General features: G+C 65.9%; 25 protein-coding genes. 17 read left to right on the plus strand and 8 right to left on the minus strand.

Going from position 1 to position 25,721, the window contains the following annotated elements:
• Positions 1 to 5 precede the first annotated feature (5 nt).
• Entirely contained in the window at positions 6 to 1,559 is a 1,554-nt protein-coding gene (locus tag CSW57_RS15305) for an adenylate/guanylate cyclase domain-containing protein (protein ID WP_099383607.1), read from the plus strand.
• A 37-nt stretch (positions 1,560 to 1,596) separates the two neighbouring features.
• On the opposite strand, the gene CSW57_RS15310 is transcribed toward CSW57_RS15305, so the two are convergent.
• Positions 1,597 to 3,192, minus strand: coding sequence for a Na+/H+ antiporter (locus tag CSW57_RS15310; RefSeq protein ID WP_099383608.1), 1,596 nt, complete (start codon positions 3,190 to 3,192; stop codon positions 1,597 to 1,599).
• 164 nt (positions 3,193 to 3,356) lie between these two features.
• Between CSW57_RS15310 and CSW57_RS15315 the strand changes: the two genes are divergently transcribed.
• The 3 genes from CSW57_RS15315 (at position 3,357) to CSW57_RS15325 (ending at position 5,712) form a co-directional block, all read left to right on the plus strand.
• Complete coding sequence (locus tag CSW57_RS15315) at positions 3,357 to 3,677, plus strand: UBP-type zinc finger domain-containing protein (protein ID WP_099384499.1); 321 nt, start codon at positions 3,357 to 3,359, stop codon at positions 3,675 to 3,677.
• A 73-nt stretch (positions 3,678 to 3,750) separates the two neighbouring features.
• Complete coding sequence (gene purT, locus CSW57_RS15320) at positions 3,751 to 5,220, plus strand: formate-dependent phosphoribosylglycinamide formyltransferase (protein ID WP_223249285.1); 1,470 nt, start codon at positions 3,751 to 3,753, stop codon at positions 5,218 to 5,220.
• A gap of 12 nt (positions 5,221 to 5,232) precedes the next feature.
• On the plus strand, positions 5,233 to 5,712 hold the full coding sequence (locus tag CSW57_RS15325; protein WP_099383609.1) for a DUF456 domain-containing protein: 480 nt from the start codon (positions 5,233 to 5,235) through the stop codon (positions 5,710 to 5,712).
• A 16-nt stretch (positions 5,713 to 5,728) separates the two neighbouring features.
• On the opposite strand, the gene CSW57_RS15330 is transcribed toward CSW57_RS15325, so the two are convergent.
• From CSW57_RS15330 to CSW57_RS15340, 3 genes are read right to left on the minus strand one after another with little or no spacing between them, the layout of a single operon-like run.
• The gene (locus CSW57_RS15330) at positions 5,729 to 6,541 is read right to left on the minus strand and encodes an ABC transporter ATP-binding protein (protein ID WP_023961672.1); all 813 of its coding nucleotides are present in this window, start codon (positions 6,539 to 6,541) and stop codon (positions 5,729 to 5,731) included.
• Positions 6,538 to 7,638, minus strand: a complete 1,101-nt coding sequence (locus tag CSW57_RS15335; RefSeq protein WP_099383610.1) for a FecCD family ABC transporter permease — start codon at positions 7,636 to 7,638, stop codon at positions 6,538 to 6,540. The genes CSW57_RS15330 and CSW57_RS15335 overlap by 4 nt, the downstream gene beginning before the upstream one ends.
• A gap of 19 nt (positions 7,639 to 7,657) precedes the next feature.
• Complete coding sequence (locus CSW57_RS15340; RefSeq protein ID WP_099383611.1) at positions 7,658 to 8,665, minus strand: FecCD family ABC transporter permease; 1,008 nt, start codon at positions 8,663 to 8,665, stop codon at positions 7,658 to 7,660.
• Positions 8,666 to 8,939: 274 nt separating this feature from the next.
• Between CSW57_RS15340 and CSW57_RS15345 the strand changes: the two genes are divergently transcribed.
• Positions 8,940 to 9,362, plus strand: a complete 423-nt coding sequence (locus tag CSW57_RS15345; RefSeq protein WP_030172470.1) for a hypothetical protein — start codon at positions 8,940 to 8,942, stop codon at positions 9,360 to 9,362.
• A gap of 178 nt (positions 9,363 to 9,540) precedes the next feature.
• On the plus strand, positions 9,541 to 10,284 hold the full coding sequence (locus CSW57_RS15350) for a MerR family transcriptional regulator (RefSeq protein ID WP_099383612.1): 744 nt from the start codon (positions 9,541 to 9,543) through the stop codon (positions 10,282 to 10,284).
• Positions 10,285 to 11,248: 964 nt separating this feature from the next.
• On the opposite strand, the gene CSW57_RS15355 is transcribed toward CSW57_RS15350, so the two are convergent.
• The gene (locus CSW57_RS15355) at positions 11,249 to 12,637 is read right to left on the minus strand and encodes an FAD-dependent oxidoreductase (RefSeq protein ID WP_099383613.1); all 1,389 of its coding nucleotides are present in this window, start codon (positions 12,635 to 12,637) and stop codon (positions 11,249 to 11,251) included.
• Between the two features lie 181 nt (positions 12,638 to 12,818).
• On the minus strand, positions 12,819 to 13,850 hold the full coding sequence (locus tag CSW57_RS15360) for an ABC transporter substrate-binding protein (RefSeq protein ID WP_223249286.1): 1,032 nt from the start codon (positions 13,848 to 13,850) through the stop codon (positions 12,819 to 12,821).
• Positions 13,851 to 13,993: 143 nt separating this feature from the next.
• On the opposite strand from CSW57_RS15360, the gene CSW57_RS15365 reads away from it, so the two are divergent.
• The 6 genes from CSW57_RS15365 (at position 13,994) to CSW57_RS15390 (ending at position 18,292) form a co-directional block, all read left to right on the plus strand.
• Complete coding sequence (locus CSW57_RS15365; RefSeq protein ID WP_143696551.1) at positions 13,994 to 14,482, plus strand: Rv0361 family membrane protein; 489 nt, start codon at positions 13,994 to 13,996, stop codon at positions 14,480 to 14,482.
• Positions 14,479 to 14,892 carry a rhodanese-like domain-containing protein gene (locus tag CSW57_RS15370; RefSeq protein WP_099384502.1) on the plus strand — a complete coding sequence of 138 codons (414 nt, stop codon included), beginning with the start codon at positions 14,479 to 14,481 and terminating at the stop codon, positions 14,890 to 14,892. Before CSW57_RS15365 ends, CSW57_RS15370 begins: the two co-directional genes overlap by 4 nt.
• Positions 14,893 to 14,926: 34 nt before the next feature.
• Complete coding sequence (locus CSW57_RS15375) at positions 14,927 to 16,135, plus strand: O-succinylhomoserine sulfhydrylase (RefSeq protein ID WP_189339285.1); 1,209 nt, start codon at positions 14,927 to 14,929, stop codon at positions 16,133 to 16,135.
• A gap of 68 nt (positions 16,136 to 16,203) precedes the next feature.
• Complete coding sequence (locus tag CSW57_RS15380; RefSeq protein ID WP_197038012.1) at positions 16,204 to 16,827, plus strand: DedA family protein; 624 nt, start codon at positions 16,204 to 16,206, stop codon at positions 16,825 to 16,827.
• A 122-nt stretch (positions 16,828 to 16,949) separates the two neighbouring features.
• Positions 16,950 to 17,777 (plus strand): aminotransferase class V-fold PLP-dependent enzyme, encoded by an 828-nt coding sequence (locus tag CSW57_RS15385; protein WP_189339286.1) that lies wholly within the window; start codon positions 16,950 to 16,952, stop codon positions 17,775 to 17,777.
• Complete coding sequence (locus tag CSW57_RS15390) at positions 17,774 to 18,292, plus strand: hypothetical protein (RefSeq protein ID WP_099383616.1); 519 nt, start codon at positions 17,774 to 17,776, stop codon at positions 18,290 to 18,292. Before CSW57_RS15385 ends, CSW57_RS15390 begins: the two co-directional genes overlap by 4 nt.
• Positions 18,293 to 18,329: 37 nt before the next feature.
• Here CSW57_RS15390 and alc read toward each other — a convergent pair whose 3' ends face one another.
• Complete coding sequence (gene alc, locus CSW57_RS15395) at positions 18,330 to 19,355, minus strand: allantoicase (protein ID WP_099383617.1); 1,026 nt, start codon at positions 19,353 to 19,355, stop codon at positions 18,330 to 18,332.
• Between the two features lie 166 nt (positions 19,356 to 19,521).
• Here alc and CSW57_RS15400 point away from each other — a divergent pair, with 166 nt between their 5' ends.
• Both CSW57_RS15400 and CSW57_RS15405 read left to right on the plus strand, forming a co-directional pair.
• The gene (locus CSW57_RS15400) at positions 19,522 to 19,992 is read left to right on the plus strand and encodes a MarR family winged helix-turn-helix transcriptional regulator (protein ID WP_099383618.1); all 471 of its coding nucleotides are present in this window, start codon (positions 19,522 to 19,524) and stop codon (positions 19,990 to 19,992) included.
• Positions 19,989 to 21,671: an MDR family MFS transporter gene (locus CSW57_RS15405; protein WP_099383619.1), complete on the plus strand. Its 1,683-nt coding sequence runs from the start codon at positions 19,989 to 19,991 to the stop codon at positions 21,669 to 21,671. The genes CSW57_RS15400 and CSW57_RS15405 overlap by 4 nt, the downstream gene beginning before the upstream one ends.
• A gap of 80 nt (positions 21,672 to 21,751) precedes the next feature.
• Here CSW57_RS15405 and CSW57_RS15410 read toward each other — a convergent pair whose 3' ends face one another.
• On the minus strand, positions 21,752 to 22,264 hold the full coding sequence (locus CSW57_RS15410; protein WP_099383620.1) for an inorganic diphosphatase: 513 nt from the start codon (positions 22,262 to 22,264) through the stop codon (positions 21,752 to 21,754).
• Between the two features lie 105 nt (positions 22,265 to 22,369).
• Here CSW57_RS15410 and dacB point away from each other — a divergent pair, with 105 nt between their 5' ends.
• From dacB to tilS, 3 genes are read left to right on the plus strand one after another with little or no spacing between them, the layout of a single operon-like run.
• Positions 22,370 to 23,743, plus strand: a complete 1,374-nt coding sequence (dacB, locus tag CSW57_RS15415; RefSeq protein ID WP_099383621.1) for a D-alanyl-D-alanine carboxypeptidase/D-alanyl-D-alanine endopeptidase — start codon at positions 22,370 to 22,372, stop codon at positions 23,741 to 23,743.
• Entirely contained in the window at positions 23,740 to 24,756 is a 1,017-nt protein-coding gene (locus CSW57_RS15420; protein WP_223249287.1) for a zinc-dependent metalloprotease, read from the plus strand. Before dacB ends, CSW57_RS15420 begins: the two co-directional genes overlap by 4 nt.
• Positions 24,753 to 25,715: a tRNA lysidine(34) synthetase TilS gene (tilS, locus tag CSW57_RS15425; protein WP_223249288.1), complete on the plus strand. Its 963-nt coding sequence runs from the start codon at positions 24,753 to 24,755 to the stop codon at positions 25,713 to 25,715. The genes CSW57_RS15420 and tilS overlap by 4 nt, the downstream gene beginning before the upstream one ends.
• Positions 25,716 to 25,721 lie beyond the last annotated feature (6 nt).

Genomic DNA, 25,721 nt, shown 5'->3' on the forward strand with positions numbered 1-25,721 from the left:
CGCCGATGAGGCTCTGGCGGCGCGAGTCGGACTACGGATCCATCCTCCTGGGGTCCACGCAGGACTCCGTCCACAAGAAGCGGATCCGGATCCAGCTCCTGATCTCCGTCGGTGTTCTCACCGCCAACGCCATCGGTGCCGGCATGGTGATCCTCCTGGTGACCATCGGCATCCCGGAGCCGAGCGTGTTGCAGTCCGGTCTGTGGTGGGTCAACTTCATCGTGGTGCCGGTCTATGTGTCACTGGCGTTCCTGATCGGGCTGTGGGTGGGCACCACCCGGGTACTGCGACGACTCCGGTGGGCATTGCGCGACGAACCGCCGACGGCGGCCCAGGCGCGCGCAGCACTGAAGGCGCCCGCACTGCTCACCAGGCTGCAGGCCGCACTGTGGGTGGTGGCAGGCATCCTGTTCACCACCGCATACGGGGTCTACGACGCTGCCCTCATCCCCAAGATCGCATTCGTGATCGGGCTCTCGGCGGCAGTTGTGTGCGCCATCGCATATCTGCTGACCGAGTTCTCCCTCCGGCCGGTGGCGGCGCAGGCTCTCGAAGCCGGGCACGTCCGCGCTGCCCGCCGCGGCAGTCTGCGCACCCGCGGAATGCTGACCTGGTCGGTGGGGTCGGGCATCCCCATCGTCGGGGTGATGCTCGTGGTCATCTTCGGGCTGCTCCGCGACGACACCACCAAGGTCGACATCTTCATCGCCGTCACGGTCCTGAGCGCCACCGCACTGTTCACCGGGTCGATCCTCAACTTCCTCAGCATGGACAGTATCGTCGCGCCCATCCGTACCGTCCGGCAGGGGATGAGCCGGATTCGCAGCGGAGACAACGACGTTCGGGTGGTGGTCTTCGACGGCACCGAACTCGGCGACCTGCAGGCTGGCTTCAACTCCATGGTCGCCGGTCTCGGAGAACGCGAGCGCCTGCGCGACCTGTTCGGCCGTCACGTCGGCAAGGAGGTTGCCGAGGCCGCCTTGGCACAGGACCCCGAACTCGGCGGCAGCGAACAGACCGTCGCAGTGCTGTTCATCGACGTCATCGGCTCCACCACCTTGGCCGCCACCCGCCCGCCCGCAGACGTGGTGAACATCCTGAACCAGTTCTTCGCCGTGGTGGTGTCGACCGTCGAGAAGCACGACGGACTGGTCAACAAGTTCCAGGGCGACGCGGTGCTCGCCGTCTTCGGGGCCCCGATCGGCCTGTCCGACGCCGCCGCGTCGGCCCTCGTCGCCGCCCGCGAGATCAGTGACGAACTGGCCATCAAGGTGCCGCAACTTCAGGCGGGCATCGGGGTGGCCTACGGCCCGGTGGTCGCGGGCAACGTGGGTGCCATCCAACGTTTCGAGTACACCGTCATCGGCGACGCGGTGAACGAGGCCGCCCGTCTCAGTGAACTCGCGAAAAAAGACCCGCGCCGCCCTCTGTCCTCGGGCCGCGCGGTCGAGGCGGCGTCGAAAGCAGAAGCGGCACAATGGCACCACCAGGATTCGACGGTGCTACGTGGACGCTCCGAAGCCACCGAGGTGTACGCGACCCAGACGTCGCCCGACTGACACACCGCTCGTCACAACTGCTTCCGGCTGTCGACTGTCACAACTGCTTTCGGCTGTCGCCGAGACCTTCTGCGAGATCGAGCTGCCGCAACGCGCTCCGAAGCACCTCGTCGTCGATCCGCCCGCGGTCGCGTTCGTCGATGAACACCTCGCGCTGAATCTGGATGAGCTCGTTGCGGATCCGGTTGTACGCCTCCGTCGGACTCTCGCCGATCTCGTCGGAGTCCCGGCCCAGTCCTTCCCACGCAAGGTTCTTGCGGGCCCGGATCCAGTGCTCCAAGATCTTCACCTGCTCCAGGCGGGCGTCGCCCTCGGGTATCTCCGCCTTGATCTGCTCGAGCCGCGCGAACGCGGTCCGGCCGGCGCGGTCCTGGGCGCGGGCCAGGCCAACGAGATCTGCCTGCCTCTCATCGCCCTGCACACCGAGCCACCTGATGAGCAGTGGCAGCGTGGTCCCCTGCAACAACAGGGTCCCGACCACCACCACGAAGGTGAGGAACAAGATCGCGTCGCGGGCCGGGAACTGTGAACCGTCGTCGACGGTGAGTGGAATGGCAAAGGCCGCAGCAAGACTGACCACCCCGCGCATCCCGGCCCACGACACCACGAACACCGCGCCGGGCTGTGGATACGGTTCACGCTCACGTATTCGTGGGAACAGCCGGGCACCGTATGTCGCCCCGAACACCCAGACGATGCGGATCGCGATGGTCGCGGCGAACACCGCCGCCGCGGCCCAGCAGATCGCGGCCGTCGAGCGGTCTCCCAGCCCTTCGATGACCTGAGGGAGCTGGAGTCCGATGAGCAGGAACACAAACGACTCGAGGATGGCGTCGATCGAACGCCAGACGGCGGTGTCCTGCAAGCGGGTCGCGTACCCCTCGCGCACCGACCGCTGGCCCAGATAGAGGCCCGCCGCGACAACCGCGATCACACCCGATGCGTGGATCTCCTCGGCGACGAAGTAGATCGCGAATGGCGCGATGATCCCCAGGGCCGTCTCCATCGGGGGATCGGTGAGGAAGTGGCGCATGAAGGCGACCGCGAGCCCGGCAGCGAGTCCCACGATCAGGCCGCCGACGGCAGCGATCAGGAAAGCCAGGATGCCGTCCCACACGGTGGTGGTCGCGCCCACCGCCGCGGCCAGCGCCAAGCGGTAGGCCGTCAGGGCGGTGGCGTCGTTGAGCAGGCTCTCGCCGCCCAGCAGCGTCATCACGCGCCGGGGCAGGCCCAGACGACGCCCGACGGCCTGCGCAGACACAGCATCGGGCGGCGCGATCACCGCACCCAGAACGAAGGCGGCGGCCCAGGGGAGGTCGGGGACCGCGTAGTACGCGACCACTCCGACCCCCGCGGTGGTTGCGAGCGGCAGCCCGACCGCCAGCAGTCCGACCGCGCGCACGTTCTTGCGCAGCGCCACATAGGAACTGTCCAGGGCCGCCGAGTAGAGCAGCGGCGGCAACACCGCGAACAAGACCAGCTCCGGTTCCAGGGTGAACTCGGGAAGACCTGGGATCCAGCCGAGCCCCAGCCCCACCACCACCAGCACCAACGGGGCAGAGAGGCCGAATCGGCGACAGATGGCGGCCAGGATCACCGCGACCACGGCGACGATCAACAGTCCCTCGTCCACCGCCCGAATTCCTCCCTCAGCGCACACCCGACCGAACCAGCCAAAGATACGGGAGAATGGAACTGTTCTCGCCGCAGACGTCTCCCGCCGCCGAGGCCTGCGGCCTGAGCCCGCTCGCGAACCACATGAGGAAGGACCTGATGCGCAACCCCATCCGGTCGGTCATGCACCGCAACATCAAACCGTCCACATTGCTCGCCGACGTGGCGGACGAACTGTGCCCCGAACTCGTCCAGACCAGTGAGGATCCGTCGGCGGACCCACCCGTGGACTCGCAAGATGCATGCCAGGACTGCGTTGCCGAGGGGGTCGATCACTGGGCCCACCTTCGTAAATGCCTGACCTGCGGACACATCGCCTGCTGTGATTCGAGTCCCCGCAAGCACGCCACCGCACATTTCAAGTCCACCGGGCACCCTGTGATGCGTTCGGCCGAGCCCGGCGAGACGTGGCGCTGGTGCTATCGGCATGCCCAGATGGGCTGACCCGGCCCCGGCAGTCCGCGCCCGGTGATCGTCAGGTGTAAAACGGCCGACCGAAGGCGCTAGCCTTAGCCTTGTGACTACCAATACCTCGGGAAGCGGCGTTGTCATCTCTGCCGTGCCCGACCGTATCGGCACTCCGTTGACCCCGGACGCCACCAAGGTGATGTTGCTCGGCGCCGGGGAACTCGGCAAAGAAGTGATCATCGCCTTCCAGCGGCTCGGCGTCGAAGTGGTTGCGGTCGATCGTTATCCGAACGCTCCGGGCCATCAGGTCGCCCACCGCTCACACGTGGTGAACATGACCGACCCGCGCGCGCTGCGTGCCGTGATCGAGGCCGAGCAACCCGACTTCGTGGTCCCCGAGATCGAGGCCATCGCCACCGAGGTCCTCGTCGAGGTACACGAAGACGGTCTGACCGAGGTGATCCCCACCGCGCGTGCCACGGCCCTGACGATGAACCGCGAGGGCATCCGTCGGCTCGCCGACGAGAGGCTGGGTCTTCCGACGTCGCCGTACGCGTTCGCCGATTCGGCCGACGAGGTCCGCGCCGCGACCAACCGGGTCGGGTTCCCGTGTGTGGTCAAACCGGTGATGTCGTCGTCGGGCAAGGGCCAGAGTGTGGTGCGCGGGCCGGACGAGGTCGACCGGGCCTGGGACCACGCCGTCGCCGGCGGCCGCGTCCAGGGTGGACGGGTCATCGTCGAAGGTTTCATCGACTTCGACTACGAGATCACCCTGCTGACCGTGCGCGCCGTCGATCCGAACACCGGGCGTCTCGGCACGTACTTCTGCGCACCGATCGGGCACCGTCAGCAACAGGGCGACTACGTCGAGTCGTGGCAGCCTCAGCCGATGAGCGAGACCGCGCTGGGCGGCGCCACGTCGGTGGCTGCACGCATCGCCGCGGCGCTCGGCGACGGCCGGCTCGGTGGCCGCGGCATCTTCGGTGTCGAGATGTTCGTCAAAGACGACGACGTGTACTTCTCCGAGGTCAGCCCTCGACCGCACGACACCGGTCTGGTCACCCTCGGAACCCAGCGGCTGTCGGAGTTCGACATGCATGCACGCGCGATCCTGGGATTACCGGTGGACGTCACGCTGGCCTCGCCGGGAGCATCAGCGGTGATCTACGGCGGCCTGGACGAACCGGCGATCGCCTTCGAGAACGTCGCTGCCGCCCTGGCTGTCCCGGAAACGGACATCCGGTTGTTCGGCAAGCCCGAGAGCTTCGCCCGTCGTCGGATGGGTGTGGTGATCGCGACTGCGGACGACATCCAGACCGCCCGCGCCCGGGCCGGTGAAGCGGCCCGTCTGGTGCGTCCGATCAGCACGTCGCCGCAGGCCGACACCCGTGCGGCGCCCGCGATCCGCGAGGAACCGCCGCGTGAGTCGACCCCTCCCGATCCAGGGATGACACGCGTCACCCGACGGCCGCCGGGAGCGCAGGCCTCGCCGCCCAGGACTCCGGCCCCAGCTCAAGCCGGACCGCCCGCCGGACCCCGGCTGAACAAACCCGCCGGCTCGGGCGACGAGAACCGGTAGCGGGGAGAACACGTGCCATTTGTCGGCGAGGTCATCGTCGCCCTGGTGATCTTTCTGGGGTTGTGCGGTGTTGTGGTGCCGGTGCTGCCCGGACTGAGCCTCATCTTCGTTGCCATCGGGGTGTGGGCGTTTGTCGTCGGCGGCGCGGGTTGGCTGGTGTTCGCCGTCGCTGCCGCGTTGCTCGGCGTCTCGGCCATCGTGAAGTACGTCTTCGCGAACAAGTCGATGAAGGACTCGGGGGTGCCCGGCCGAACGGTGGTCCTGGGCGGTCTGCTCGGGATCGTCGGGTTCTTCGTGATCCCGGTGGTGGGCCTGCCGATCGGGTTCGTGCTCGGAGCATTTCTCGCCGAGTGGGCGCGGCTCAAGAGCATCGAAGCGGGCTGGCGTGGAGCCATCGCCGCGACGAAGGCCGCGGGACTTGCCATCGTGATCGAACTGGCCGGCGCCCTGCTTGCCGCGTCGCTGTGGCTCGGAGCGGCGTTCGCTTTCTAGTGCGCCGGCGGCCGGGTCAGCGTTTGCGCCCGATGGGAACGATCATCGGCCCACCCGACACCGGGTCGGTGAGTACCTGCGATGACAACCCGAAGGCCTCCTGCAACAGATCGGTTGTGATGACGTCGGAGGGCGTCCCCTCTCGGATGATCTCTCCCTCCCTCATCACCACCAGCCAATCGCTGTAGCGCACAGCCAGATTGAGGTCGTGAAGGACCATCACCACGGTCTTGCCGTGCATGCGGCACAGGTCGTCGACGAGGTCGAGCACATCGATCGAATGTGACAGGTCGAGGTAGGTGGTCGGCTCGTCCAGCATCACCACATCGGTCTGCTGTGCCAACGTCAACGCAATCCAGACCCGTTGTCGCTGACCACCGGACAGCGCGTCGATGGTCCGCTCGGCAAGGTCGGTGCAGTCGGTGAGTTCGAGCGCCTGCGCGACGGCCACCTCGTCTTCCGGCGACCACTGCTTGTACCAGGACTGGTGGGGGTGACGACCTCGCGAGACCAGGTCGACAACCGTCAAACCCTCTGGGGCAACGGGGTTCTGCGGTAGCAGCCCGAGAATCTTGGCCACCTCTTTGGTGCGCAGCGTCGCGATGTCGCGGCCGTCGAGCAGCACCTGTCCTGCGGTCGGCTTGAGCAGACGTACCAGCGAGCGCAGCAGCGTTGATTTACCGCACCCGTTGGGACCGACGATGGTGGTGACCTTGCCGTCGGGGATCGAGATGTCGAGATCGTCGATGATGGGTCGGTCGCCGTAGCCGACCTGGAGGCCGGTGGCCGCGATGCGTCCCGCGGACTGTTCCGAGTACAGGGCACTCATACCGAGGCCTTCCGGTTGATCTGGACCATGAGGTAGATGAGGGCGGGGCCACCGATGCCTGCGGTGACGACACCGACGGGTAGCCCGGCCGGCAACACCGTGCGGCACAACAGGTCTCCGCCCAACACGAGACACGCACCGGTCAACCCTGCGGTGATCGGTCCCGGGACTTCCGCCCGGGTGAGCCGCATCGCGATCTGAGGTGCGAGCAAGGCGACAAACGCGATCGGTCCGGCGGACGAGACGCAGACCGCCGCCACGATGACCGCGACGATGAGGATGAGCGCCGACACCGGGTTGGCGCGAATACCGAGCCCGCGGCACACGTCCTCGCCCAGACTCAGGATCGCGAGATTTCGTGACTGGGTGAGAACGATCAGGATGGCCGGGATCAGCACGATCAGCGGGGGCCACACCGCTTTCCAGCCCGCGCCGGACACCGATCCGACGATCCACAGCTGCGCCCGCTGCACCTGGTCCACATTGGCGCGGGTGAGCAGATAGGCGATCACGGCCTGCAGACCCCACGTCAGTGCGACGCCGACGAGCACAAGACGGATGGGGTCGATGCCCTTGCGCCACGTGAGGACGTACATCGCGGTGGCGGTGAGAAGTCCGCCGAGCATGGCCGCCACGGCGAGCCCGAGGTCGGCCAGCCACGAGGCCCACGTGGATCCGAAGGCGATCACGGCCACCGCGGCCGCACTCGCCCCGGAGGTGATGCCGAGCATGTCGGGCGTCGCCAAGGGGTTGCGGGCGATCACCTGGGTGAGTGCGCCGGACATCCCCAGACCCATCCCGACCAGCAGACTCACCAGCCCGATCGGCAACTGGGTGTCGAAGACGACCACGTTCTCCGCGCGGGTTCCGCCACCGAGCAGGATCCGCCCGACATCGATCGGGGACATCGGGAAATCGCTGGTGCCGATGCTGACCGCGAACAGGACGACGGCCAGCGCGGCCAGCACCAGCCCGACGCCCGTTGCCCACGGCCGCACGATGAACGAGCCACCGGCCACCCGCACCGTGGTGCGGCGCAAGTGCCGGGCCGGCAGCGGTGCCGGCTTGTGCTCGGGGGGATCGGCCACTGCGGTCATGCCGCCACCGACTTCACGGTCATACCGCCACCAACTTCTTTGCGCGTACCAGGGCGATGAAGAACGGGGCGCCGACGGCTGCCAGGACGATGCCGGCCTGGATCTCGCCGGGGCGGGCGATCATCCGGCCGAGCACGTCGCAACCGACAAGGGCGACGGCACCGATGAGCGCTGAATACGGCACCACCCAGCGGTAGTCGGGGCCGGTGAAGAACCGGGCCACGTGCGGCGCCACCAGGCCGAGGAACACGATCGGCCCGCACGCTGCGGTCGCCGACCCGACGAGCAGGGTGATCGCGAGGATCCCGACGATCCGCACCTGAACGATCCGCGAACCCAAGGCCTTCGTCATCTCGTCGCCCAGGGACAGGATGTTGAGGAAGAAGCCGCTGGCGATGGCCAAGATGAGCCCGGGGATGACGAACGGCAGCGTGGCGAGGATGACGTCGAAACCGCGTCCGGCCACCGACCCCACCTGCCAAAAGCGCCAGGCTTCCAGCGATGCGGTGTCGATCAGGACGATCGCAGACGTCAACGCCACCAGCATCGCCGAGAGTCCGGTGCCGGCGAGAATTAGCGTCAGTGGGCTGGCGCCCTTACCCACCGACGCGAGGAAGAACACCAGCGACGAGGCCACCATCGCGCCGAGCAATCCGAAACCCATGTACTGGATGGGTGTGGTGATTCCGAGAACGTAGACACCGGTGACCACTGCAAACGCAGCGCCCGCGTTGACGCCGAGGATGCCCGGATCGGCCAGTGGGTTGCGCGTGTGGCCCTGTGTGAGCGCACCTGCGGCGCCGACCGCAAGACCGACCACCAGGCCCAATACGGTGCGCGGGATGCGCAGGTCGTGCACGATTCCGACGGCGTCGGGCGCTCCCGGAACGTTGTCTGCCCACAGTGCGTCCCAGACCTCGGGCAAGGGGATGACGCGGGACCCGATCGCGATCGAGGCGGCGCAGACGATGGCCAGGAGGACCAGCAGCAGTACCACCCCGGGTATGCGTCGCGATGTGTTGACCAAGATCTACGGGACCTGTCTTGTGTAGTTCAATGCATGTGTATGCGGTAACTGTGTGCGGGTGGTCGGTGTCGGCGTGACGACGTCGACGGTAGGCAGGTTACCCTAACCTTCTCCGCTACTGCGAAATGTTCCTGCGGTCCACGGCGTTTGGATCACGGAACGGTAACGAATCGCAGACACGGTGTTTCTTATCTGTTTCTTGGCTAACACTCAGGCTGTCATCAGGCGATAACCTCATGAGTCACATCCGTGGCCAGACCTGGAGGAGTGAAGAATGAAACAGAAGTTGATTCGCGCCGCCGCAGCCGTAGCCGCGACTGTGGGTATTGCCGCAGGCAGCGTGGTTGCTGCCGCACCCGCGCAGGCCGCCCCCGTGGGCCCCTTCGACCTCGACCTCACCGGCGGCGTCAGTTGCGAGTGGGGCAAGCCCGGTGATCCCTGGGTCAACGCCTGGCACACCAAGCGCTGGATGAAGGTCACCGCATACGGCCGCGACTGGCCCAACGTCACGCTCCAGGAGTTCAACGGCGCGCAGAAGTTCGCCCCGGTCCTCAAGAAGGGTCAGTCCCTGACCATCGAGACCAAGTGGTTCGGCTGCTTCCCGACGTCCATCTCCGGCTACACGATCTCCAGCGAGATCGACCCGCTGCAGAACAACATCGGCTACTGGTTCAGCGTTCAGAGCATCCCGAACTGACGCTCGCACCCAGCACCCACCACGGCGGGTGAACGGCACCACCATGCGATCCCTCTCCCGGACACGATCTGTCTGGGGGAGGGATCTTTGCGTCTCCACGTGCGCGTGTTGCCAAAGGCCTTGCGGTTGACGCAGCGTCAACGGGCACAGTGGTTCTCGACCGCCTGAGGAGGCCGAGATGGATCATCCGATCGGGGAGATCGCCCGTAGTTCGGGCGTCACGCCGCGGACGCTGCGGCACTACGAGCAGATCGGGCTGCTGCTGCCGTCACGGACGGGCGCCGGCGGCATCCGGTACTACGACTCGGCGGCAGTGGTCCGTCTGCAGCGCATCCTGATCTTGCGCGAGTTGGGTCTGTCGCTGCCGCGAATCGCCGACGTGCTTGCCGGACAACAAGATCCACGAACAGCGCTCGGGGAACTCCTCGCGACACTGCGGTCTCGCCGCGACACCATCGATGCCCAGATGTCGTCGGTCGAACACACCATCACCCACTTGGAGAAGGGACTCGACATCATGCCCACCGACGCATTCGCCGGATTCGACCACACCGCTCATCGCGAGGAGGTCGGAAGTCGTTGGGGCGCTGACGCCTACGAGACATCCAATCGCTGGTTTCGCTCACTCGACGATGAGCAGCGTGCAGACTTCGCTGCGGAACATCGGGACATCGCTGCACAGTGGATCGAGCTCGTCGATGCGGGGGAGGATCCGTCGGGGGAGCGAGCCCGCCACCTTGCAACCGGCCATCTGGAGTGGCTCGCACTGAGTGGTGCCACAGTGTCGGCCGACTACGTGCGCGGCCTCGGCCAGATGTACGTCGACGACGAACGGTTCGGCAAGAACTACGCACCCAGTGGCGTCGACCATCGCCGGTACGCGGAGTTCGTGCGGGATGCGTTGGCGTTCGCTGTCGAATGAGGGGTTGGCTCTGCGAGTTTGGTGAGCTGGCAGTTTCGCTCGCTGGGTGAACTGGCAGGTGCGCGGTCTGTAGGCCGAGCGTCGACGAGGTTGGTGAGCTGGCGGATGTGGCCGCTCGGCTAACCGGCAGATGCGCGCTCCGTAGACCGCGCTTCTGCGAGGTTCGCGAGCTGGCGGTTGCGGTGGCTCGGCTAACCGGCAGGTGCGCGCTCCGTAGACCGCGCTTCTGCGAGGTTCGCGAGCCGGCTATCCCGGTCGCTCCGATAGCCGGCGGATGCGCGGTCTGTAGTCCGAGCGTCGACGAGGTTGGTGCGCTGGCAGTTTCGGTCGCGTGCTGACCTGGCAGATGCGCGCTCTGTAGTCCGAGCTACGACGAGGATGGCGAGCTGGCGGATGTGGCCGCTCGGCTAACCGGCAGATGCGCGGTCTGTAGTCCGAGCTTCGGCGAGTTTCGCGAGCCGGCAGTTACCGCCGCTCACTGACCTGGCAGATGCGCGCTCTGCAGTCCGAGCGTCGACGAGGATGGTGAGCTGGCGGTTGCGGTGGCTCACCGAACTGGCGGATGCGCGCTCCGTAGACCGAGCTACGACGAGGATGGCGAGCTGGCGGATGTGGCCGCTCGGCTAACCGGCAGATGCGCGCTCTGTAGACCGAGCTTCGGCGAGGTTGGTGCGCTGTCAGTTTGGTCGCTCACTAAAGCAGCAGGTGCGCGCTCTGTAGACCGAGCTTCGGCGAGTTTCGTGAGCTGGCAGTCTCGGTCGCTCACTAAAGCATCAGGTGCGCGGTCTGTAGGCCGAGCGTCGGCGAGTTTCGCGAGCCGGCAGTTACCGCCGCGTGCTGACCTGGCTGATGCGCGCTCTGCAGGCCGAGCTACGACGAGGTTCGCGAGCCGGCAGTTACCGCCGCTCACTGAACTGGCGAAAGCGCGGTCTGTAGACCGAGCTTCCGCAACCCAACCCCAGCCTCAGGCCCTGTTGACCTTGTCGGGTTCAGAGGCTGCGAGCATGTCCTCGCGCTCGACGACCTTCACGCGTTCACGGCCCTCGGCGGCTCCGAGTGCGCGTTCGTGCTCGTCGAGCCGGTACCAGCCGTCCCAGGTGGTGAAGGCGACGTTTTTGTCCTCGAGGTACTTGATGATCGCGTCCTCGCCGGGCTCGGCCGGTTCGAGGAGCTTGCCCTCGTGCATGTCATCGAGCAGGCAGTCGACGGTCTCGTTGGCGTCGCCCTTGGTATGCCCGATGAGGCCGACGGGTCCGCGCTTGATCCAGCCGGTGGTGTACATGCCGGTCATGTGGGCGCCGCCCGAGAAGATGCGGCCCGCTTCGTTGGGGATGACGCCGGCCTGGTCGTCGAACGGGATCTGCGGCAGGTTGTCGGAGAGGTAGCCCACGGCCCGGTAGACCGCACCCAGTTCCCAGTCGGTGAAGTTGCCGGTGCCCTTGACGTTGCCGGTGCCGTCTAGCTCGGTCCGTTCGGTGCGCAGGCCGACGACCTTGCCGTCGTCGCCCAGGATTTCCACGGGCGACTCAAAGAAGTGCAGGAACAGCTTGTGCGGGCGGCCCTTGGGGTCGCGGATCGCGTACTGCTCGATGATGGTTGCGACCTGATCGGTGATCTTCGACGACCGGCGCGCGACGGTGGAGCCCTCGTCGTAGTCGATGTCCTCGGGATTGACGATCACGTCGATGGTGGGCGAGTGGTCGAGCTCTTTGAGCTCGAGCGGGGTGAACTTGGCCTGAGCCGGTCCACGGCGTCCGAACACGTGGACCTCTGTGGCCTTGTTGTTCTTGAGGCCCTCATAGACGTTGGCGGGGATCTCGGTGGGCAACAGTTCGTCGCCGGTCTTGGCCAGCACGCGCGCCACATCCAGGGCGACGTTGCCGACACCGATGACCGCGACCTTCTCGGCCTCGAGCGGCCAGGTGCGTGGGAAGTCGGGATGCCCGTCGTACCAGGCCACGAACTGCGCGGCGCCGTAGGAGCCGTCGAGGTCGATGCCGGGCAGGTTCATCGCCCGGTCATCGGTGGCACCGGTGGAGAAGATGACAGCGTCGTACATCTGCTGCAGGTCTTCGAGGGCGATGTCGCTGCCGTAGTTGACGTTGCCGATCAACCGGATCTGCGGTTTGTCCAGCACCTTGTGCAGCGCCGTGATGATGCCCTTGATGCGCGGATGATCCGGTGCCACGCCGTAGCGGATCAGGCCGAACGGTGCCGGCATCCGCTCGAACAGATCGATCGAGACACCACGGTCTTTGGCCTTCTCCGACTTCATCAGGGCATCAGCGGCATAGATGCCGGCCGGACCGGCACCGACGATGGCCACGCGAAGCGGACGGTTCTGATCGCTCATGAGTCGGAGTGTCTTTCTCGTTCTGTTGGGGGTCGCTGCCGAAAGCCGGGCGACCTGCCTGGTGCTGGCGTTGTGGACAGTCTGCCCACCACGGTAGGCGCTGGACCTGGCCGGAACAAAAAACCTCATCCCAGACCAGGTCCAGCCACCTCTGATTCAGCTGAACAGTGCAGTCAGGCGACTACTTGCCGAGCTGCGGGGCGATCTGGTCGACAGCCCACGGGATGGTCAGCACGGTCGGCACCGACATCGCGGTTCCGGTCTGTTGGTCGAGGTAGATGACGCCCCCGCGCTTGACGATGTCGAGGTTGTTGAAGACCGGGTTCGTCTTCATCCGCTCGTTGGAGCCCTCCCAGTCGATGGCCACGACCTGGTCGAGGTTGTTGAGCAGGTTGAGGTTCTCGTTCGAGATGGTTCCGTAGAAGCCGCTGGTCACGAGCTGCTCGAGTTCCTTGGGGAACACCTGGCCCAGGTTGGTCAGCATCTGTCCGCGACCGTCGCCGGGGCCGTAGATGGAGATGGAGCCGTCGGTGCCGGCGATGATCACGGCCGACTTCTTGCCGACCATGTTCGGGTACTGCGCCTTGGCGTCCTCGAACTTCTGGTTGGTCTGGTCGATCAGTTCCTGGGTCTTCTCGGGCATGCCGACTGCCTTGCCGATCTCGGCGGTGGATGCGGCCCATGGGATCAGCCAGTCCTGGTACTGCGCTTCGCGTACGAGGGTGGGTGCGACCTTCTTGAGGTTGTCGTACTGCTCTTGGGTGACCGCGTTGTTCACCGCGACGATCATGTCGGGGTTGGTGGCCAGTGCCTTGGCTATCTCACCGTTCAGATCCTGTGCGGCCAGTCCGAGGACCTCGGGGGTGTTCTCGGCGATGTACTTCTCGTTCCACGGCGCGATCGCGTTCTTACCGGTCGAATCGCCGAACGGCACGATGGTGGTCGGCATGATGCCGAGAGCCAGCAAGATGTCCGAATCGCCGGGGCCGAGCGTTGCGATGCGCTTGGGCTCGGTCTCGATGGTGGTCTCGCCGAGGTTGTGGGTGATGGTGACGGGCAGGGCGCCGGCTTCCGCGGAGACCGAAGCACCTGAGCTGTCACTGTCTTCGTCGGGAGCCGAGCATGCCGCTGTTCCCACCAGGGCGGCGACGGCCACCGTGGCGACGGCCGTGCGGGTGAATCCGCGCGACAACCGGGTTGTCTTGATACGCACTTTTGTTGTCCTTACGTCCGGCAATCCAGAGGTCGAGTTCGCCCCCGACGGCGTCGATCAAGTTAGGATTGGCTCACCAATATCGGGATCAGCGTCTCACGGCGGCGCGGCATCCGGCAAATGCGGGTTATAAGCTCGCGACCATGGCATCAAGGAACTCCGGGACGTCCGGTGAAGGTGGTAAGTCGGGGCCGCCGAGCGATGACGAACGCCGGACCATGTGGCCGTTTCTCATCGCGGTGGCGATCGTCGTACTGACACTCGGCACCATCGCCGTCACCTATGTGGTGCGCCCGGCGGACGAACGGCTCACCGAAGAGGCCAAGGTGGCCCGCTCCATCAACGACCACTACACCGCGAAGAACGCCGTCAATTACTCGAACTTCCGTGCCGCGACCTGTGCAGCAGACCTCTCATCGGTCGACTTCCCCACCGAGGACGAGTTCACCATCGAGAACACCGACGCCCGCGAGGCCGACGGGGCCATCGAGATCGATGACATCTCCGAGACGGTAGTCAACGGCAACCGTGCAACCGCGAATGTCCACTGGTCTCGCAAGGAGAGGACCGAGACCCAGATCATCGGGGTGGTGCTGGTGAACGAAGAAGGCGACTGGAAGGTGTGCTCGTGAGCTACGCAGGAGACATCACGCCCGAGCAGGCGTGGACGATTCTCTCGGAGAACCCCGACGCCGTGCTGGTGGACGTGCGAACCAAGGCTGAATGGAGTTATGTCGGCATTCCCGACCTCACCGAGCTGGGCAAGCAGACCGTGCTGATCGAGTGGGTCACATTTCCTGACGGACAACGCAATCCGGATTTCGTCGGCCAGCTGCGCGAGGCCGGCATCGCCGACGACCAGCCGGTGGTGTTCCTCTGCCGTTCCGGTCAGCGGTCGATCGGTGCCGCAGAGGCCGCCACTGCTGATGGGGTCTCCGAGGCGTACAACGTGTCCGACGGATTCGAAGGCGGCCTCGATTCGGCCGGTCATCGCGGGGCCGTAGGTTGGAAGGCGCTGGGGCTGCCCTGGCGCCAATCCTGAGGAACCGGCTCACCGGCCGGGGTACTCATCTGCCATGGAGGAACATGTGATCAGCGAACTGCCCGACGGGGTGTCGCCGGATACGCTCGCAGTTCGCGGCGGTCTCGACCGCTCGGGGTTCGAGGAGACATCCGAGGCGATGTACCTCACCTCGGGCTACGTCTACTCGTCGGCTGCTGCAGCTGAGCGCGCCTTCACCGGCGAGGACAAACGGTTTGTGTACTCGCGCTACGGAAACCCCACGGTCGCGATGTTCCAGGAACGCCTCCGACTGCTCGAAGGTGCCGAAGCCTGCTTTGCCACCGCCAGCGGAATGGCCGCTGTGTTCGTCGCCCTCGGTGCGCTTCTCAAAGCCGGGGACAGGCTGGTGGCAGCACGGAGTCTGTTCGGGTCCTGCTTCGTGGTCTGCAACGAGATCTTGCCGCGTTGGGGTGTGGAGACCGTCTTCGTCGACGGCGAAGACCTCGAACAGTGGGAACAAGCGCTCGCGACACCGACGACCGCCGTGTTCTTCGAGACCCCGTCCAACCCGATGCAGACGCTCGTCGACGTCGAGAAGGTGTGCGAGCTCGCCCATGCGGCCGGCGCAAAGGTGGTGCTGGACAACGTCTTCGCGACACCGCTGCTGCAGAAGGGGCTCGATCTCGGCGCCGATGTGATCGTCTATTCGGGCACCAAGCACATCGACGGTCAGGGCCGGGTGATGGGCGGAGCCGTCCTCGGCGACGCCGAGTACATCGACGGTCCGGTGCAGACCCTGATGCGGCACACCGGACCGGCGCTCAGCCCGTTCAACGCGTGGACCCTGCTCAAGGGTCTCGAGACGATGCGGCTGAGGGTGGACCACTCGGTGGCCTCTGCGCTCCGGATCGCGGAGTTCCTTCAGGAGGATCCGCGCGTCGCGTGGGTCAAATACCCGTTCCTGCAGTCGCATCCGCAGTACGACCTGGCCACCCGGCAGATGTCCGGCGGCGGTACGGTCCTCACCTTCGAGTTGGCCGACCGCGGGTCGGTGTCGGGTAAGGCAAGGGCCTTCGAGGTGCTCGACGGGCTGAAGATCATCGACATCTCCAACAACCTCGGGGACTCGAAGTCGCTGATCACCCATCCCGCCACCACGACTCACCGGGCGATGGGCCCAGAAGGGCGCGCCGCGATCGGGCTGTCGGACTCCGTGGTCAGACTGTCGGTGGGACTCGAAGGTATCGACGACCTGCTGTATGACATGGACCAGGCGCTCTAGCGGCGTCATTGCACGGCACCGGCCCCGGTGCCTTCTTCGGATCGGAGGGTGGAGACATCCTTTCCTCATTGGTCGACTGGGTCATCTCGGTTGTCGAGTCCACTCCGCCCTGGGCCGTGTATCTCGTTGTGTGGGGGGTCATCTACGGAGAGGCCGCCGCGCTGATCGGCCTGATCCTCCCAGGTGAGACCGTTCTGCTGGCGGGTGCCGTCGCTGCCGCCATCGGTCCGACGAACATCGGCTGGCTGATCACCGGCGCCTGCTTCGCCGCGGTGCTCGGCGACTGGACCGGCTACATGCTGGGTCGACGATCAGGGGAACGGATAACCCACTCCAGACTGGGCTCGTGGATCGGTGAGGAGCGCTGGAACCGCGCCGAAGAGCTGATCCGCAACGGGGGTGTGGTGGCGGTGATCGGGGCGCGCTGGATCGGTTACGTGCGCACGGTCACGCCGTTTGTGGCCGGGATGAGTCAGATGCCCACCAAGCAGTACCTTTTCGCGAACGTCCTGGGCGGCGTCGTGTGGGTGGTGGTGGTCGGGGTGACCGGATACGCAGTCGGCGAGACCATCGGGGCCACCTTGCTGCTGTACCTGGGGTTCGCAGCGGCCGTGGTGGTTCTCGGGTACTTCGCCTTCCGCTGGTGGCGTCAGCGCGACAAGTCCGAAATAGGCTCTACCAGCGCCGAATAACATTCACCCGGGGTTTTATTTGACACGGCAATTATTCCGGCGACATCGTTGTTGACATGGAGGGCCGACCCGCTTCGGCCACCAGTTCTCACCTCTCGCCCGGAAAGGAAACGTGCCCGGCCATGGCCTCCACGCGCGATCCGCACACGGTTCTGGCCGAGTTCGTCCACGCCCGGTCGGGTGACACCGTCGTGCTCGCCTCCGATGCGGATGACGCGGTGCGAAAGGTGGTCGACGCGGCACCCGGGCAATCCGTGGTGCTCGACCTGACGGCCGGTCTCGGAGACCGTCGGACCGGGGACCACGTCGGCGACAGAGTCGTTGCCGCTCAGGTGGATCTCACCACCACGCTCGCCGCCCTGGACCGCGAGCTCTCCGTCCGGCCTGCGGCACTGCTGATCGTCCCGGGTGTTGCCCCGTCCACCGGTGAGGTGCTGCCGCTGTCGAAGCTTGCTGCGGTGGCCCATCGCCATGGGGCCCGGCTCCTCGTGGACGCAAGCGAATTGGCGGCCCGACGGGTGATCAACATGACCAGCCACGGCATCGACTACGTCGTGTTCGCCGGGCGACACCTGGCGGGCGACGGGCCGGCCGCACTCGTCGGGCGGACAGATTGGTTGAGCGGCGTCGTCGGTGTCGACGCGGAGCCGTCTGCGCTGAGCGGGTTCGCAGAGGGTTGCAACAGGGTCGCGGGCCTGGGTTTCGAGTGGATCGGGCTGCACGAACAGGCGCTGTCGGACACTCTCGACGAGGCGCTCCGACGGCTGCCCGGCACCCGGCGGCTCCGGCTGTGGGCAGACGTTCCCGATCGTGTGGGCATCGCCTCGGTTGCGGTCGCTGGCCGCGAGGCTCCGTTCGCACTTCGCTGGGGTTTCGAGACCGGTCGGTACGACGTTGCGCAGCAATTGGATTCACTGGCAGATGTGGTGTTCGAGCAGGAGAAGTCATGACATATGAAGCCGTCGGTGCACCACGCAACCGGCCAGAACTGCTCGTCGCCATCGACGGCGACGACAATCCCATCGCATGGAGTGGTCCTCGTCCGCGCGACGCGCATGCGGGGGTGATCCGCCGGATCCGCCAGCCAGAACTGCGTGGCGGGATCCGGGAGAGAACTCAGATGCGAGCGGCGTGGACCAGCCTGGGCAATGAGCCCGCCGATCTTGTCGTCGCTCTCGAGATCGATGTGCTGATCGCCGACGATGCCGCGACCGCACGAGCAAAACTGTTGCGACTCGGTGAGTCGAGGTTCGGGGACACCGTGCGCTACGTCGGCACGGCCAATGGCCTGCTGACGCTGATCCTGGACATCTACACCGCCGAGGTCGCCGATGCGGTTATCCTCCGGCCCATCGATTCCGCCGCTGGATCGGCCGACGACTCGGTTGACGGCGGCCGGAGCAGCGCCGCTTTGATCGCCGACCAGGTGCTGCCGCAACTGACCAAGAGGTCTGTCGCGGCCTGAGCCTGTCGTCCGCTACCGCGAAAGCCGTAAAGGTGCTTCAGCTTTCGCCGTGTTCCCAGCGGTTGACGATCTGTTCTCGGGCACTGTCCGTCAGTTGACCGAAGAGTCGGAGCCTGGCCATCCCGCCGTCGGGGTAGATGTCCATGCGTGCTTCGGTGAGCGGTCGGTCCACGTCGACGAGGAAGCGGTGCCGGGTGTCCGGTTGCAGTGGAGTCCGCGGAACGAGTTCGAACCACTCGCCGTTCTCGCCGTCGCGACCACGGATCATCGCCGACCCCGGGGCGTTGCCGAGGAAGTAGCTGGTGTCGAGTTCGGCCAGACCTACGGTGGCCTCACCCGCCAACTTCACCTGCACCCAGTCGTTTCCGCAATCGCGGCGACGTGAGGTCTCCCATCCCTCACCCATGGTGCGGGCACGACCCGGCATCAGCAGGTTGTTCGGCGATCCGTAGAACATGTTGGAGCACGAGGTGATCATGCCGCCGTTCTCCAGCGCAGCGAGGTCGAAGTGCCCATACGACAGGAACTTCGGATCGGGGACACCGCGTCCGTGCACGCGGAAACGGGCAACTCCTCCGTCGGGATAGATCGAGAGCCGCACGTGGGTGAACCGTTCCTTGGCGTCGACACGGAACGGGTTGCGGGTGTCGCCGTTGACCTCGACGCGGTCGACGATCGTTGTCCACTCGGTTTCTTCGATCAGCTCCAACGCGGTCGGAATACCTTCCACCGCAGCAGCTTCCACAGAGATGTAAGGCGGGTAATTTCCCACGAACCACGATGTGTCCACGACGACGCCGTAGATCACGCCGGGAACCCCGAGCCGGACGATGGCCTGGTCGACGCCGTCTTCGCGACGCCGCCGGGTTTCCCAACCGTCGTAGACCTGACCTTTGTGACCAAACGTTGCGGGCTGGTACTCGGCCGCCGGGGTCTTGATCAGGTTCTGGGCTTCGGCGAACAGGTCGTCATTGGCCCATATCACTGCTCCGCCGAGGGCACGCAACGCCAGATCCGGCATGGAGGTGAAGTGCGGGCGGGAGGCGGGCGGAGAGGGTGTCACGACATCTGAGGTTAGTGTGCCGGGGTCTGCGGGGCGAACCGGGCGGCGCCGATGGTTGCAGATTGCAACCGTCCCAGAGCATACTTGCAACGCACAAGTAGTTGCTGTGTGAAACTCGTGCTGCCGGCTAGATTGATGCGTTTCGTGGGAAGGCTCGTTGCAGAAGATGTCCCGCTCGGACCAGGTTGATGATTTCATCGAGGTGCTCGCCCGATACGCACGCATCCGCGACCGACTGGCCGCCACCCGCCTGCGCACCCCGGACGGCATTGTCGAAACGGCCGCCTACCAGTGCTTGTTCCGGCTGGCCGACAAGCCGTCGCGCTCGGGCGAACTGGCCGAGGCCCTGTTCGCCGATCCGTCCACCATCAGCCGCCACGTCGCTCACCTGGTACGCCTCGGCTATGTACGTCGCGAGGCCGACCCGCAGGACGGGCGTGCCACGATCCTGGTGGCCACCGACTCGGGCCGCGAGCGGGTGGCTGCGCTGCGTCAGCGACGCGGTGAGGAGCTCAAGTCGTTGATGTCGGATTGGCCCGACGACGACATCGACACCCTGATCCGCTTGATGGGCCGATTCGTCGACAGTGCCGAAGATGCATTGACCTGTGCTCCAGCTGAGAGGCAACCGAATTGACCGACACCCCCGCTTCCGCTCCGGCCGGGAGCGCTGAGCTGTCGCACAAGAAGATCCTGACGATCCTCGGCGGACTGATGCTGGGGATGTTCCTGGCCTCACTCGATCAGACCATCGTCTCCACCGCCATCCGCACCATTGCCGATGACCTGCAGGGCTATTCGCTGCAGGCGTGGGTGACCACCGCGTATCTCGTCACGGCCACCATCGTGACCCCGCTCTACGGCAAGTTGTCGGACATGTACGGCCGCAAGAAGCTGTTCATGACGGCCATCACGATTTTCATCATCGGTTCGCTGCTGTGCACCACCGCGACCTCGATGTATCAGCTCGCGGGGTACCGCGCATTGCAGGGACTCGGTGCCGGCGGCCTGATGTCGTTGGCGCTCACCATCGTCGGTGACATCGTGCCCCCGCGCGAGCGGGCGAAGTACCAGGGATATTTCCTCGCCGTCTTCGGCACCTCGAGTGTGGTGGGCCCCGTGCTCGGTGGCCTGCTCGCCGGCCAGGAGTCGATTCTGTTCGTGTCCGGCTGGCGTTGGGTGTTCCTCGTCAACGTGCCGATCGGTCTCATCGCCCTGGTGGTGGTGTACCGCGTACTGGACTACGACCAGATCAGAGGCGCCCGCCGGCGGGTGGACTGGTCGGGAGCCGGGCTCCTGGCGCTGGGCGTGGTCCCGTTGCTGATCGTCGCCGAACAAGGCCGCGAATGGGGCTGGGGCAGTGGGTGGGCCATCGCCTGTTACACGGCCGGTGTGGTGGGCACGGCAGGGTTTGTCTACGTCGAGCACCGGATGGGCGAAGCCGCCATCATCCCGTTGCGCATCTTCCGGAACCGGATCTTCGCGCAGGGCATCGTCATCTCCGTGGTGGTCGGCATGGTGATGTTCGGCTCGATCTCGATGCTGCCGCAGTACTTCCAGGTGCTGCGAGGGTCGAGCCCCACGGTCGCCGGTCTGCAGATGTTGCCCATGGTCCTCGGTTTGATGATCGCTTCGGTGGCATCCGGACAGCTCATCTCCCGCACCGGCCGCTACCGGATCTACCCGATCGTCGGGTCGATCCTCATCACCGTCTCGACGTTCCTGCTGCATCTGTTGAGCGTGGACACCCCGGTAGCACTGGTGATGACCCTGGCCTTCTTCCTCGGCTTCGGACTGGGCAACCTACTTCAGCCGATGACGCTGGCCTTGCAGAATGTGTTGCCGCCCAAGGACATGGGCGTCTCCACCGCGTCGGCCACCTTCTTCCGCCAGATTGGTGGAACGCTCGGCGTGGCGGTGTTCTTCTCGATCCTGTTCTCGCTGATGGGGCCCAACGTCACCGATGGGCTCAAGGACAGTGCGGACACCCCTGAGTTCAGGCAGGCCGTCGCGACCGCCGCGCAGAGTCCGGACGCGCAGGTCGCCGCATTCGGGAAGGGCCTGATCGCTGCGGCCGCCGACCCGGATGCCCAGACCGGCAGTGTCATGGACGACACCTCGGTGATCTCCGAACTGCCCGAACCGATCTCGCGACCGATTCGCGTCGGGTTCGCCGACGCGATGGACACGGTGTTCTTGACCGTGTCGATCGTCTCGCTGATCTCGCTTGTGCTGGTGTTCTTCTGGAAAGAGGTTCCATTGCGGACCAAGTCGGGGATGCAAGCAGCCAAGGACGAGGCCGAGGCCGAATCCTGAGGCCGATTCCTGAGGCCGAACGCGAGCAGGGCCCGACTCCGTGGAGTCGGGCCCTGCTGTGCTGCGGGTGTGAGTGCAGATCAGCCGCGAGAGGGTTCGTTCGCCTCGTGCGGTTGAGCCTTGAGTCGCTCGATGGCTTCCTGCGCCACCTTCTCGGCGTCGGCCTTGCCGGTCCAGCCGCCCGCCGTGACCTCTTTGCCCGGCTCGAGATCCTTGTAGTGCTCGAAGAAGTGCGCGATGGCCTTGAGCTCGAACTCGGGCACATCATCGATGTCCTGGATGTGGTCCCAGCGCACGTCCTTCGCCGGAACGGCCAGCAACTTGTCGTCGCCGCCTGCCTCATCGGTCATCCGGAACATGCCGACGACCCGGGCCCGGACGATGACGCCCGGGAAGACCGACTCGGGCAGCAGGACCATGGCGTCCAGGGGGTCGCCGTCTTCGCCGAGGGTGTTGTCGATGAATCCGTAGTCCGCCGGATAGCCCATCGACGTGTACAGATAGCGGTCGAGATAAACCTTCCCGGACTCGTGATCGACCTCGTATTTGTTGCGTTGTCCTTTGGGGATCTCGATCGTGACGTCGAAGTCCACGCTTCCTCCTGATGCATTCAGCGAATCCGGTCCGAAAATCGACTCAACGATACTGTGGACACAACGATCCGCCGCGCTCGGCGGCACAATTGACCGGAGGTATCGGTGGCAGGCACTTCGCTGAGCCGCAAAGGACTGTGGTGGACGCTCGTTCCCGTGGTGGCTCTCATCGCTGTGGCAGCCATTGCGCTGGTCATCGCCTTCCGCGTGGACGACGGCTCCGACGCCCTCCCCGCGGGTGCCTCACCCCAGCCACCACCGGCGTCGCTGACACCGAGGATCAATCCGGTACGTGCGGACGCGCCTGCGCCGACACCCGCAGGAGTGCGAACCGAACTCGCGCAAGCGTTGGCCAACCCGGATCTCGGTGAGTTGAGTGGCGAGATCTCCGACGCCCTGACCGGCGCCGAATTGTGGTCGACGAATCCGAATCGCGCGCTGATCCCGGCATCGACGATCAAGGTCCTCACCGCATCGGCTGCCTTGTTGGCACTGCCGCACGAGCAGAGGGTGACCACCACCGTGGTCGCCGGCGCGGGCGGACAGGTGATCCTCGTGGGCGCAGGCGACCCGACGCTGTCGGTGCAACCGGACGGTCAGGACACTTTCTTCACCGATGCTCCGCGGATCAGCGCGCTGGCCGACCAGATTAAGAAGGCCGGCGTCGACGTGACCTCGGTGGCCGTGGACACCAACGCGTTCAGTGGTCCGACACTGGCGCCGAGCTGGGATCCGGCCGACATCGCGGCCGGGAACATCACCCCGATCGAATCGCTGATCGCCGACTCGGGCCGTAATGATCCGCTCTTCATCGATTCGCCGCGCACCTCGACTCCGGCCCTGACCGCCGGTGCCGCTCTTGCCGACGCGCTCGGAGTGGACGCGGCACCCACCGAGGCGACTGCACCGGCGAATGCCCGGGTGATCGCCCAGGTGCAGTCGGCGCCTCTCGTGACGCGCCTCGGGGACATGATGCGAGCCAGCGACAACGTGCTGGCCGAGACCGTCTCCATCGAGATCGCGAAGGCCACCGGTGGTCGCCCGACGATGGCCGGTGGCATCGAGGCGGTGCGTAAAACGCTGAGCGACTACGGCTTCAACATGAACGGAACCGTGTTCGCCGACGTCAGTGGGCTGTCCGAGGACAATCGCGTCTCGGCGGCCCTGCTCGATCAGGTGGTCAACGCCGGCGCCGGAGACGCACAGCCCAAACTGCGGCCCCTGCTCGACATGCTCCCTGTCGCAGGCGCCACCGGCACCCTCGCCGAACGTTTCGACACCCAGAACAAGTCGGGTGCCGGCTGGGTGAGGGCCAAGACGGGAACACTGACCGGAGCGAGTGCGTTGGTGGGTGTGGTGCAGACGAGAGAAGGCCGGGTCCTGAGTTTCGCGCTGATGTCCAACGGGAGTTCGCCAGATGCGGCCCGCCCGGCGCTCGATGCAATCGCAGTGGCACTGCGGGAATGTGGATGCCGATGAGTATCGACTGGCAACTCGCCGCGACGGTGGGTAAGAAGGTCGCCCGTCCCGGGCCTGTCACCACCGACTACACGATCAATGCGGCGCAACAGGAACTCGCACGGTCGTCGGCCGCTGCCGAAGGCCCCGTTCGTGAGGTCACGGGATTGGCCGACGGTCTGGCCGTGCCCGCGGCCCAGATCCTCGACCGCGGTGGTTGGATCGAGGCCGCTGCGCTGTCGATGTCGGCGATGCTCGAGGGGGCTGAGCCCGACGGAAAGCCGGGGATATCCGGACGCGTCGCCGGCGTCCAGGCCGGCGGACTGCTGGCACTGCTGTCTGGCGCGATCCTCGGGCAATACGATCCGTTCACCGCCAACCCGGATACCGGCTCCGACGGGGTCTTGATGCTGGTGACGCCCAACATCATCGCCGTCGAACGGTCGTTGCGGGTTGTACCCTCGGACTTTCGGTTGTGGGTGTGTCTGCATGAGGTGACGCACCGGGTGCAGTTCTCCGCCAATCCGTGGTTGCGCGATTACATGTCGTCCAATGTCGAAGCCCTGACCGCCGAAACCGCGGAATCCGCGGGTGAATTGGTCACGCGGATCAGTGCGGCGATGCGCAGCGACCAGCCTCGGGAAAAGGGCATCGTCGGTGCGATGCAGTTGTTGCAGAGCCCTGAGCAATACGAGGCATTCACCCGGATGATGATGCTCGGAACACTTCTCGAGGGCCACGCCGATCACGTCATGGATGCCGTCGGACCGCAGCACGTCCCGACCGTCGACACGATTCGCGCGGCATTCGACAAACGTCGGGGCCGGCCGCAGAATCCCGTGCAACGGTTGCTGCGTGTGCTCCTCGGAATGGACGCCAAACTCGCTCAGTACATTCGCGGCAAGGCGTTTGTCGATGAAGTCGTCGGGACCGTGGGCATGACCCGCTTCAATGCGATCTGGACGGGGCCGGAGACCATGCCGCTGCCCGCCGAGATCGAAAAGCCACGATTGTGGATCGACCGGGTGTTGTGAACCCCGGGGTGAGCTCGGGCGCCATCGCCGAGGTCACCGGCGCCGTGGCGTCCTTCGCCCAGGATCATCTCGACGGGACCGTTGTTTGCGTGGGGTTGTCGGGCGGGGCGGATTCGCTGGCACTCACCGCCGCTGCCGTGCGCGCCGGCCTGGAGGTGCACGCCCTGGTGGTCGACCACCGACTCCAAGAAGGCTCGGCCGCGGTCGCCGACGTGGCGGCGCAGTCGGCCTGGGCGATGGGCGCGCAGGCCACGGTGCTCCCCGTGGACGTGGTGGGTCGTGGTGGTCTCGAGGCGGCGGCACGCCGTGCTCGCTATGCCGCACTCGACGAGGCGCGCGCGGGCAGGCCCGTCTTACTCGCGCACACCCTCGACGATCAGGCGGAGACCGTTCTCCTCGGCCTCGCCAGAGGGTCTGGGCCGCGGTCCATCGCCGGGATGCGTGCGTGGACTCCGCCGTTCGGTCGCCCGTTGCTCGGTCTGCGGCGCGCTGACACGGTGGCCGCGTGCACCGACCTGGGGTTGTCGCCGCATCACGACCCGCACAACACCGACCCGCGGTTCACACGGGTCCGGTTGCGTACCGAGGTGCTGCCCCTGCTGGAGCAGGTGTTGCACGGCGGGGTCGTCGAATCGTTGGGTCGCACGGCATCACAGTTGCAGGACGACATCGACGTACTCGAGGACTTGGCCGACGACGCCGCCGGTGTCATCGGCGGAGACGAGATCGTCTGCGCGGAGATGACCTCGATACCGGCAGCGATCCGGCGGCGACTGCTGCGTCGCTGGCTCGTCGCGCAGGGGGCGACGGAACCGACCGGCTCAGTGGTGAACGCAGTCGACGCCCTTGTGGTGCGGTGGCGTGGCCAAGGGCCGGTCGCGGTCGGTGGGAACCCCGATCACAGGCTGGAGATAGCGCGACGCGGCGCCCGACTCGTGGTCGAACGCCGCGTGCGTTGAGCTGTG

The organism is Williamsia muralis, from assembly GCF_002735905.1.
GTDB classification, from domain to species: domain Bacteria; phylum Actinomycetota; class Actinomycetes; order Mycobacteriales; family Mycobacteriaceae; genus Williamsia; species Williamsia muralis_A.